Source organism: Streptomyces sp. SID486 (assembly GCF_009865385.1).
Taxonomy (GTDB): Bacteria; Actinomycetota; Actinomycetes; order Streptomycetales; family Streptomycetaceae; genus Streptomyces.
On record NZ_WWJT01000278.1, the window covers coordinates 1 to 9,978 of the forward strand.

The 9,978-nt window shown below is 74.3% G+C and carries 10 protein-coding genes and 1 pseudogene; 4 read left to right on the top strand and 7 right to left on the bottom strand.

Annotated elements, in window-relative coordinates; genetic code table 11:
- Positions 1-120 precede the first annotated feature (120 nt).
- Both GT045_RS13540 and GT045_RS13545 read left to right on the top strand, forming a co-directional pair.
- Positions 121-1,254, top strand: coding sequence for an alanine racemase (locus tag GT045_RS13540; RefSeq protein ID WP_161334313.1), 1,134 nt, complete (start codon positions 121-123; stop codon positions 1,252-1,254).
- Between the two features lie 158 nt (positions 1,255-1,412).
- Positions 1,413-2,381 (top strand): threo-3-hydroxy-L-aspartate ammonia-lyase, encoded by a 969-nt coding sequence (locus GT045_RS13545; RefSeq protein ID WP_161334311.1) that lies wholly within the window; start codon positions 1,413-1,415, stop codon positions 2,379-2,381.
- 31 nt (positions 2,382-2,412) lie between these two features.
- Here GT045_RS13545 and GT045_RS13550 read toward each other — a convergent pair.
- The 5 genes and pseudogenes from GT045_RS13550 to GT045_RS13570 form a co-directional block, all read right to left on the bottom strand.
- Positions 2,413-3,179, bottom strand: a pseudogene (locus GT045_RS13550) (PIG-L deacetylase family protein).
- A 71-nt stretch (positions 3,180-3,250) separates the two neighbouring features.
- On the bottom strand, positions 3,251-3,757 hold the full coding sequence (locus GT045_RS13555) for an NUDIX hydrolase (protein ID WP_161334312.1): 507 nt from the start codon (positions 3,755-3,757) through the stop codon (positions 3,251-3,253).
- Positions 3,758-3,799: 42 nt separating this feature from the next.
- On the bottom strand, positions 3,800-4,612 hold the full coding sequence (locus GT045_RS13560; protein ID WP_345942637.1) for an NUDIX domain-containing protein: 813 nt from the start codon (positions 4,610-4,612) through the stop codon (positions 3,800-3,802).
- On the bottom strand, positions 4,609-5,118 hold the full coding sequence (locus tag GT045_RS13565; protein WP_345942638.1) for an NUDIX domain-containing protein: 510 nt from the start codon (positions 5,116-5,118) through the stop codon (positions 4,609-4,611). The genes GT045_RS13560 and GT045_RS13565 overlap by 4 nt, the downstream gene beginning before the upstream one ends.
- 428 nt (positions 5,119-5,546) lie before the next feature.
- On the bottom strand, positions 5,547-6,152 hold the full coding sequence (locus GT045_RS13570) for a hypothetical protein (protein WP_161297341.1): 606 nt from the start codon (positions 6,150-6,152) through the stop codon (positions 5,547-5,549).
- Between the two features lie 673 nt (positions 6,153-6,825).
- On the opposite strand from GT045_RS13570, the gene GT045_RS13575 reads away from it, so the two are divergent.
- Positions 6,826-7,638, top strand: a complete 813-nt coding sequence (locus GT045_RS13575; protein ID WP_345942639.1) for an endonuclease/exonuclease/phosphatase family protein — start codon at positions 6,826-6,828, stop codon at positions 7,636-7,638.
- Positions 7,639-7,863: 225 nt separating this feature from the next.
- Positions 7,864-8,841: a peptidase gene (locus GT045_RS13580; RefSeq protein ID WP_161294611.1), complete on the top strand. Its 978-nt coding sequence runs from the start codon at positions 7,864-7,866 to the stop codon at positions 8,839-8,841.
- Positions 8,842-8,944: 103 nt separating this feature from the next.
- Here the strand turns inward: GT045_RS13580 and GT045_RS13585 are convergent, their stop codons facing one another.
- Both GT045_RS13585 and GT045_RS13590 read right to left on the bottom strand, forming a co-directional pair.
- Entirely contained in the window at positions 8,945-9,292 is a 348-nt protein-coding gene (locus GT045_RS13585) for a hypothetical protein (RefSeq protein ID WP_161294609.1), read from the bottom strand.
- Positions 9,293-9,438: 146 nt separating this feature from the next.
- On the bottom strand, positions 9,439-9,978 hold a 540-nt coding region (locus GT045_RS13590), incomplete at its 5' end, for a CbtA family protein (RefSeq protein WP_161294608.1).

Here is a 9,978-nt window from a genome sequence, read left to right on the forward strand (position 1 = left end):
CCCGCCGGTCCCTCAGCCCCCGCCTCCGCCTCCCCGGCCGTTCCCCCGGCCCCCGCCTCCCCCACCGGTCCCTCGGCCGCTGTCTCCTCCCCCACTGTCTCCTCCCCCGCCGCCCGGACCCTGGCCGACCCGGACACCCCGTTCGCCGTCGTCGACGTCCACCGGACACGTCGCAACATCGCGCGGCTGCGGGCCAGGGCGGACCGCCTCGGGGTCACCCTGCGGCCCCATGTGAAGACGGCCAAGAGCCCGGACGCCGCCCTGCTCCTGCACGACGGCACCCCCGGCCCCGTCACCGTCTCCACCCTGGCCGAGGCCGAGGCGTTCGCCGCCGCGGGTCACCGCGACCTCACCTACGCCGTCGGTGTCGCACCGCACAAACTCCCGCGGGTCGTCGCCCTGTCGCGCCGAGGCGTCACCCTGCGCGTCCTGCTGGACAGCACCGAGCAGGCGACGTTCGTCGCATCGGCCGCGCGGGAGGCCGGCGTGGCCCTTCCGACCCAGATCGAGATCGACTGCGACGGACACCGCGGCGGCCTCAGGCCCGACGCCCCCGGGCTCACCGGGATCGGCCGCATCCTGCACGAGGCCGGCTGCCTGGACGGCGTACTGACCCACGCCGGCGAGTCGTACTTCGCCCGCACCGCCGAGGAACAGCGCGAGGCGGCCCACGCCGAACGCGACGCCGCCGTCGCCGCGGCCGAGCGGCTCCGCGCGGCCGGCCTGCCCGTCGCCACGGTCAGCGTGGGCTCCACACCGACCGCGCACGCCGCCGACGATCTGACCGGGGTCACCGAACTCCGTGCGGGCAACTACGTCTTCTTCGACCTGGTGATGGCCGGCCTCGGCGTCTGCGCCCTGGACGACCTCGCCCTGTCCGTCGTGGTCACCGTCATCGGCCACCGTCCCGAGTACGGATGGATCGTCACCGACGGCGGCTGGACGGCGATGTCCCGCGACCGCGGCACGGCCATGCAGGCGCAGGACCAGGGCTACGGCCTGGTCACCGACCTGTCCGGCACCCTGATCCCGAACCTGGTCATGACCGCCGCCAGCCAGGAACACGGCACCCTCACCGCCCGGGACGGCGCCGCCCTGCCCGAACTGCCCATCGGCACCCGGCTGCGCGTCCTGCCCAACCACGCGTGCGCCACCGCCGCCCAGCACCACGGCTACCACGTCGTCGACAGCGCCCACGGCAGAGCAGCCGCGCCCGCCGTCGAGGCGTACTGGCCGCGCGTCACCGGCTGGTGACCACCCGGCCCGCAACTGCCGGCACCCGCCACGCCCGCAACCGCGGACACCCGCCACACGCCCGTCACCGCCGGCACCCGCCACCTCCTCCACCGCCCTCCATCCCCGGCACCCGTCGCGCCCTCCCGGCACCCGACCCACGACTCGAAGGACTGCCCATGGCCGCCGAACCGACCGTCTCCTTCGCCGACGTCCGAGCGGCCGCCGGCCGCCTGGCGGGCGTCGTCCACCGCACCCCCGTCCTCACCTCCCGCACCCTGAACTCCGCTGTGGGAGCCGAGGTGTTCATCAAGGCCGAGAACTTCCAGCGGATCGGCGCCTTCAAGTTCCGCGGCGCCTACAACGCCGCCGCCCAGCTGCGGCCGGACCAGCTGGCCAAGGGCATCGCCGCCTACTCCTCCGGCAATCACGCCCAGGCCACCGCGCTGGCCGCCCGTGAGCTGGGCACCAGCGCCGTCATCCTGATGCCGCAGGACGCTCCCCGTTCCAAACTGGAGGCGACCGCCGGTTACGGCGCGGAGATCGTCACTTACGACCGCTACACCGAGGACCGCACCGCGCTGGGGCACGCCCTGGCCGAGGAGCGCGGCCTGGCCCTGATCCCGCCCTACGACCATCCGCATGTCATCGCCGGCCAGGGCACCGCCGCCCTCGAACTCCTGGAGGAGACCGGACCGCTGGACGCCCTGCTGGTGCCCGTGGGCGGCGGCGGCCTCATCGCCGGAAGCGCCACCGCGGCCACGGCACTGCACCCCGGCATCCGTGTCATCGGCGTCGAGCCCGAGGCGGGTGACGACACCAAGCGCTCCCTGGAGAACGGCGCGCGCGTCTCCGTCCCCGTGCCGCGCACCATCGCCGACGGGCAGGCCCTGGCCACCCCCGGCGAGATCACCTTCCCCGTCAACCAGCGCCTGGTGGACTCCATCGCCCTCGTCAGCGACGACGAGATCGTCACCGCGATGCGGTTCGCCTTCGAACGCCTGAAGATCGTCCTGGAACCCAGCGGTGCCACGCCTCTGGCCGCGCTCCTGGCCGGGCGCGTCGACAATCCGCCGCGCCGGATCGGTCTCATCGCGTCCGGCGGCAACATCGACGCCGACCGCTTCACCGCGCTCGTCAGCGGCTGACCTCGCGGGCGAACCGTCGGCGGGGCCGCGCTCAGCCCGTGAGCCGCCGCAGGCCGCCCGGGGCGTCGGGAGCGAAGGTGACACGGGTGTAGTACTCGGTGCCGAGGACGCGGTCCCGGGTCCTGCCGGGGAGGCGGGCGAGGACGGCGGGCAGTGCGCGCTCCCGCCGCACCCCACTGCGGTGGGCCAGGATCGCCGCCCACTTCCGGTCGAGCCACGGCCGGACGTCCACGGTGGCGGTGACGTGGGCGTCGGGCACGCTCAGCACGGACTTGCCGACCCCGCCGAGGAGTTCACCCCACTCGGCCGCGCCGGAGTGGGGGTGGGTCGCCAGATGGACGGCGCCGGGCTGCCATGGCTCACCCGCCCGCGGGTACAACTGGCCGAGCCCGGCGGCGGTCACCGCGAGCATGGTCATCCGGTGGGTGTGCCGGTGGTCGGGATGGCCGGTCAGCTGCCCGTAGGCGTCATGTGTGACGACGATGTCGGGCCGGACCTCCCTGATGTGGGCGACGAGGCTCCCGACCGCTTCGTCGACGGGCACATCGCACCACCTCGGCCGGCCGGGAGCGGAGGCGGGGACCCGGTGGTCGGCATAGCCGAGCAGGCGCGGAGGTTCGCGGACGCCGAGGGCCGTCAGCGAGTCGGCGAGTTCACCGGCGCGCGCGGTGCCGGGCGCCCAGGTGGCCGTGACGACGGCCGTACGGGCGCCCGCGGCGGCGTGCTGGCGAGGACTCCCCCGGCGACGAGCGCCTCGTCGTCGGGGTGGGCGACCACGGCGAGCAGGCTGGGCGGCAGGGATTCCTCCCCTGGGTTCCGACGGGCTTCCCGCGGTCCGGGCGCGGTGTGGGCCGCGGTCGGCTCCTGGGTCACAGCTCCCCCCAGTCCCACGTGTCGAAGTACCCGGCCTCGCCGGTCCGGCGGGCCTGCGTCACTGCTGCCAGGCGTGCGAAGTCCTGGGCCGGCATCAACGGCCGCCATGCCGCGAGGTCCAGCACGCGGAACTCGTCGTGCTCCTCCGGGTCGAGGGTGATACCCCGGATCCGCGCGTCGCTCAGGCGGCCCCCGTCGAAGATCATGCCCATGGTGCTGTACGGCCATGCGTCACCGGGCAGGCCGTAGACCGCGGCCAGCAGCCGTGGCGGGCCGGTGACCGTGATGCCGGTCTCCTCGCGGCACTCCCGCACGGCCGTCTCCCAGGGCCGCTCGCCGGGCTCCATCGTGCCGCCGGGCAGCTGCCAGGGGTGCGAGGGGCTGTACGGCGCGTGCAGTTGTACGGGCCGGTCCTGCTCGTCGGTGAAATGGATACAGGCGAACCCGGTCGCCTTCATCAATTGCTCGGCGTACTGCTCGGGCGGCAGCCAGGTACGGCTCACGACGTCTCCTCTCCCGGCCGGCTCCGCTCCAGGAGCCGGACCCTACGCATCCGACCCGTCCGGGGGCGCTGAGGTGCGGCCCGCGCCACCATCGCCGCCGCCGCTCCGCTCACGGGGCACCTCCTGGCCTCCGGGGGCGGCTGCCACCGGGCGGGCGGCACGCAGCCGGGCCATGGCGCGCCGGCCCCCTCCGACCGGTGCCGCCCGCCCGGCGGGCGCAGGGGCGCGGCCCCCCTCCGCCGCGGACTCCGCCGAATCCCGGGCGCCGGGCCGTGGCCGGCCTGCTGGGGGTGCGATGTCGACACCCGGGACCATGTGGAGTCTGTCGGCCGCGGGGTCGTAGGCGATCTCGTCCCCGGGCCGCTGGAAGTGCACGGCGAGGCGGGCTCCGGAGGCGTACGCGTCGAGCCCCGCCTTGCAGTAGGCCACCGTGCCGACGGGCAGGGCGTCGAGACGGGCCCAGTCCATCGCGTCGCACACCTGCGGCTCCGCGATCCGTGGATCGCCCCGCCAGCGCCGGACCTCGAAGAAGAAGCCGGTCCGGGAGCGTCCTCCGGGGCCGCGGTGGTGGACCGTGACGGCGGCCCGTACGTCGGCCGGGGAGATGACGACGCCGGTCTCCTCCCGCGCCTCGCGAAGCAGGGCGGTCACGACGTCCTCGTGCGGGCCGTCGAGGTGTCCGGACGGCAGGTGCCAGAGTCCGGCGGCATAGACCGCGCCGGCCCGGCGCGACATCAGCACCTCGGGTCCGCCGGCGGTCTCCCTGCGCAGGATCAGATGGACGTCCAGCGGCTCGCGGTGCCGCTCGCGGGGCGGGCGGTCCGGGTGCGAGTCGGTGGGGGGCAACTCCTTCACCAGCCCATCTCGGTGTAGAGCCGACCGGCGCGGATGCCGTCGACGGCGGCCCGGGCGTACGGGACGATCGGCTCCGGCAGCGCCTCCGGGTGCCACCACCGCCAGGTGAGGCACCGGTCGGGCTCACGCACCTCGGGGGTGCCCCGCCAGCGGCGTACGCGGAACACCAGCTGCAGGCGCGGGGGTCCGCCGGTCGCGTCGACGACGTGCACCGCGTGCGCGTACTCCGCGTCGGCCGGGTCGATGACCAGACCGGCCTCCTCCCGGGCCTCGCGGACGAGGCAGCCGAGGGCCGGTTCCCGCTCGCAGTGACCGGCGAGGAAGTGCCAGGTCCGGCCGGCGAAGGCGCTGTCGGGGTGCCGCAACCCGAGCAGGACCCGCCCCTGCTGGTCCTCCAGGTACAGGTGCACCCCGATCACCTGCGGCAGGGCCCCCCCGGTGGGCGGCTCCTCCGGGGACGGGGCCGGCTCGTCAGGAGGCACCTGCCGCGGCTGCCTGCCGGTCACCGGGCTCCCTCCGGCCGCCGCCCGCTGCCGCCGCGTGCCGCGGACGCGGTGTGCCGCGGTGGCGGGACGAGACCGAGCGCCCGCCGGTGATCCGCCCGGTGCGGCCGCGAGGCGCACGGGTTCCTTCCGGCCCAGGTCATCGTGGTCCCCCTCGGCGGTCGTCCGGTGGTGTCGTCAGGTTCAACGACCCGGCCGCCATATCGAACACACGTGTTTCGGACGGAGTCCGATCCGCCGTACGGAGCGGCTCGTGGAACGTGCGGGATACACGGACCCTTGTCCGGCAACGGAATCGTGCGGGACGCGGGTGGCCGAAACGCCGCTGTCCGCCGACCGGGGCCGGGGGCGCCCGGGCCGCGAACACCGCACCGTCCGGCCCGGCGGTCGTATCCGCGCGCGGCCGGCACCGCCCTGCCGCCGTCCTGCGCTCACGCGGTCCGGAGAACCTCGCAGGAGCAGTGGCGGAACTCCAGGCCGAGTTCGTGGTCCACGGCCTCGTTCGAGCGCGTGGCGGCCGCGGCGACCTTCTCCCAGGACCCGTACTTGAGGTACAGCTGGTCCGCTGTCGGGCCGAGCGGGTTGCCGTACTTCCTGATGTTGCGGGCCTCCAGCTCCGCCACCTGCTCCCGCGTCATCCCCGCGCGGACGACGTCCTTGGCGTCGTTGCGCATGTCGACGAGGGTGCGGGCCACCTCCTCCTCCGAGCGGCCCTCGGCGCGCATGTCGCACGCCGTGCGCTCCATGTCCTCCAGCAGCTCGTGGTAGCGCATGCGCTGGCCGCGGGCGACCTCGCGCTCCCACGGTGTCTCACGCCGGATCTGGCACACGACCGGTTCCGCGCTGGTGCAGGCGCCGTGCTCCGGTGGTGCCTGGGAGACGGTTCCGACGACGACCGAGCCGCAGCCTTCGGCGGCTCGGCAGAGGTGGGCGGGCTGCCCGGCGAAAGCGGGCTGGACGGGTACGAGCAGGGCCTGAGCGGCCAGGACGGCGGGGACGACGCGACGGAGGACGGAACGCAGACCGGTGGATGACATGTGCTCATCGTCGAGTGGGCGCCGGGAGCGGACGCGCGCCGACGGCCACTCATGCCTCGTACGGGTGGTGACCTCCACTCAGCAGGGTGAACGGGACGTGCCGGAGTCGCGGGGGCGCGCACGGCACACCGCTGCACGTGCCCGAGAGCCCCCGCAGGCGTGGTCTCCGGCCGTCCGCCGGTCGTGACCGGGTACCGGACCGTTGCGGAGGCCCCACGCGTGCCCTACGGTAGCGCGCGTCAACCCCGAACCCGTCCGGTGGAGTTGATACGGCGTGCTGCTCCTCGGACGCACTCTCGCCTTCGCCTCGGCCGTCGCCGCCGTAGCCCTGACAGCGTCCCCGGTCCAGGCGGCCGTCCCGTCGGGGCATGCGGACGTCGCCTGCCGGACCGCGAACTTCCACCCCGGCCACCGCGACGTCGACCGCCGCTGCCGGGATCAGGACGGCTGGTTTTGCTGACGCGGGAGGCCGCGTGCCGCGCGGCGTCCCCTTCCCGATCCGGAGGGTTCCGTGGACCGCAGGACACGACGGCTCGCCCACCGCGCGACGGTCACGGCCGTGCTCACCCTCGCCGCCGCGCTCGGCACGGTGTCGCCGGGCGCGAGCGCCACGGACCGGGCGGCCGGTCCGGCGCCGGTCTCCGCAGGCCCGCACGACCTGCACGGCCCGCGTATCCCGCACGACCCGCTTGTCCCGCACGACTCGCGTGTCCCGAGCGTCCCGCACAGCCCGAGCGTCCCGCTGCGCGTCGCCACGTACAACATCCACGCCGGCGCGGGCGAGGACGACGTCTTCGACCTGGAGCGGACGGCGGCGGCGATCCGCGGCCTGCGCGCCGACGTGATCGGACTGGAGGAGGTCGACGTGCACTGGGGCGCTCGCAGCGACTTCACCGACGAGGCGCGGGAACTGGCCGCGCGACTGCGCATGCGGTTCTTCTTCGCGCCGATCTACGACCTCCCCGCGGACCCGGCGGGCGGCCCGCGGCGGCAGTACGGTGTCGCGGTGCTGAGCCGCTTTCCGGTGCGCGACGCGCAGAACCACGAGATCACCCGGCTGTCGACGCAGACCCCCGACCCGGTGCCGGCCCCCGCGCCGGGCTTCGCCGAGGTGACGGTGCGGGTCCGCGGCGCCCGCGTGCACGTGTACGCGACCCACCTGGACTACCGCGCGGACCCCTCCGTCCGGCGGGTCCAGGTCGACGACATGCTGGCCGTGCTGGCGCGGGACCCGGGACCGAAGATCCTCGTCGGTGACTTCAACGCCGAGCCGGACGCGCCCGAACTGGCCAGGCTGTGGGGCCCGTTGGTGGACGCCGCACCGAGCGGCGGCAAGACGTACCCGGCGGCCGACCCGGTCAGGCGCATCGACCTCGTGACCGTCTCGCCGGACGTCGCCGTGACCGGTACGCACGACTACGCGACGACGGCCTCCGACCACCGCCCGGTGGTCGCGGACCTCCTGGTGCCTCGCCACGGCCGCTGAGCCGGAGCCCTTCGACGGCCTCCGACCACCGCCCCGTGGTCGCGAACCTCCTGATGCCTCGCCACGGCCGTTGAGCCAGAGCTCTTCGGCCGAATCAGTTTTACGTGCTCCTGACAATCAGGTGTTTCCGTGGCACCCTGCCTCACGCACGTCCGTCCGCACCGTTCCTCGTCCCCCCACCCTGCCCGGACCCGACCGGCCCGGTCACGGCAGAAGGAGAGCTGCGTGAGACGTCATCGCACCGTCGTGGGCATTGTGCTGACCGTCGGAGCCCTGTTCACCGGCGGCCTCGTCCAGGCCGGAGCCGCCTCGGCGGCCCCGGCGCCCTCCAGGGCCCCGGCTGCGGCCCGTACCGCTTCGGCGGCGGAGCAGCACACGGCCCGTGTCTTCTGGACCGCCGAACGCATGCGCGACGCCACTCCCCTCGATCCGCAACCGACCGGGCGGACGGCGACGGTGCTCAAGGCACCGGAGCCGCAAGGGAGTCCGAGCACGGTGGCGCCCACCCCCGCCCTCGCCTCCTTCCCGCAGGCCGGCGGCCCCTGGACCGGCCGCGGGGCCGTCCTCACCACCTCGGGACGGGTGTTCTTCACCTTCCAGGGGCGCACCGCCTCCTGCACCGGCAACGCCGTCACCAGCCAGAACGCCAGCACGGTCATCACGGCCGGGCACTGCGTGAAGTACCAGGGCAGCTGGCACACCAACTGGGTCTTCGTGCCGGGCTACGACAACGGCAACGCGCCGTACGGCCAGTGGGCCGCCGCCAAGACGCTCACGACCCCGCAGTGGGAGGCGAGCGAGGACATCAACTACGACGTGGGAGCGGCGGTCGTGGCTCCCCTGAACGGCAGGACGCTCTCCTCGGTCGTCGGCGCGCAGGGCATCCAGTTCAACGGCGGCTACAACAAGCCGATGTACTCCTTCGGCTTCCCGGCCGCGGCGCCGTACGACGGCACGAAGCTCATCTACTGCAGCGGCAACAGCTCCAAGGACTTCCTGTTCTCACAGGACCACAGCCTCGGCTGCGACATGACGGGCGGCTCCAGCGGCGGTCCGTGGCTCACCGGCTTCGACGAGGCCACCGGCACCGGTCTCCAGGTCTCCGTGAACAGCTTCGGCTACGCGTTCCTGCCGAAGTGGATGTTCGGGCCGTACTTCGGTGACGTCGTCAAGGCCCTCTACGACAAGGCGCAGGGCTCCTAGGCCCGGCCCGCCGGTCCGGCTGTCCGGCGTGCGGTGCAGCCGGGCCCGCGGACCACGGCGTCCTTCGGGCCGTCCCGGGTGCCTGCCCCGAGCGGAGGCTGGTTCAGGAGGCCGCGTCCCGGTGGCGGCGCAGCAGGGTCGCGACCGCGCAGCGCAGGCAGTCGGCCGCCTCGCCCGGCCGCGCCGTCCGGCCGGTGGGGGCGGGATCGGGGCACGCCTCCGGGGCCGTGCCGCCGTGTCCCGGACACGCGGCCGGTTCCCTGATCAGCGTCTCCAGCTCGCCCAGCAGCTGTTCGGTCCGCTTCGCCTGCTGGGCGAGAATCCGCACGCGGGCGCTCTGGCCGCCGATCTGCCGCCGGCTGGCCATGAGTTGCTCGTACTCCTCCAGGGTGAGGGCGACCGCCACCCGTCCACCGAGGATGATGTGGCGTGGCTGGGGGGTTCTGGACACTCGCGTCCTCCGCTCCTCGCCCGGGGTGCCCGCGTCCGGTGCACGACCTCCCCGGGCCACGGCTGCGATCCGTTCGTCGTCGGTGTCCGGAGAACGGCAGAGGGCCCCCGGACGGTTCCGAAGGGCCCTCTGGTGTCCGGATGGAGTCAGCGCGCGGCCGGAACCGCTCGCCCGGTGTCCGTCACCGGCCTGGGGTTCAGCAGCCGCTCGGCCAGTTCGCCGAAGGCGAGGGCGAAACCGCCCCACAGGACGGCCTGGATGGCCAGCGCGGACAGCCGGAACCGCCACAGCAGGGTGGCCGGGAAGTGGTCCGGCACCTCGTTGACGACCGGCAGGAACTCGTAGGCCAGCCCGATCACGACGGCGAACGCGGCCGACGCGACCACGGTGGCCCACCAGTTGCCCAGTCCGGGCGCCAGCCGCTTGCCCAGGAGGGTGGCGGCGACGGCGAGGAGGACGCTGAGCACCATCATCAGGAAGTACAGGGTGGTCCGCTTGCCGATGGTGTCGGGTTCGCCCACCGACGGCGGGTTGGCCGGGTACTTCAGGAACGGGACGACGTAGACGGCGAGCAGCGCGGCGCCCGACAGCAGCAGCGCCGTGGCGCGCGGGCCGAAGCGGCCCACGCGGCCCAGCGCGAAGCAGAAGGCGAGCGCGGCGATGCCGCCGAAGGCGACCCCGTAGAC

Excerpts from the sequence above, each read along its gene's own strand:
- GT045_RS13545 (WP_161334311.1), top strand. The coding sequence starts at position 1,413 with ATGGCCGCCGAACCGACCGTCTCCTTCGCCGACGTCCGAGCGGCCGCC.
- GT045_RS13570 (WP_161297341.1), bottom strand. The coding sequence starts at position 6,152 with ATGTCATCCACCGGTCTGCGTTCCGTCCTCCGTCGCGTCGTCCCCGCC.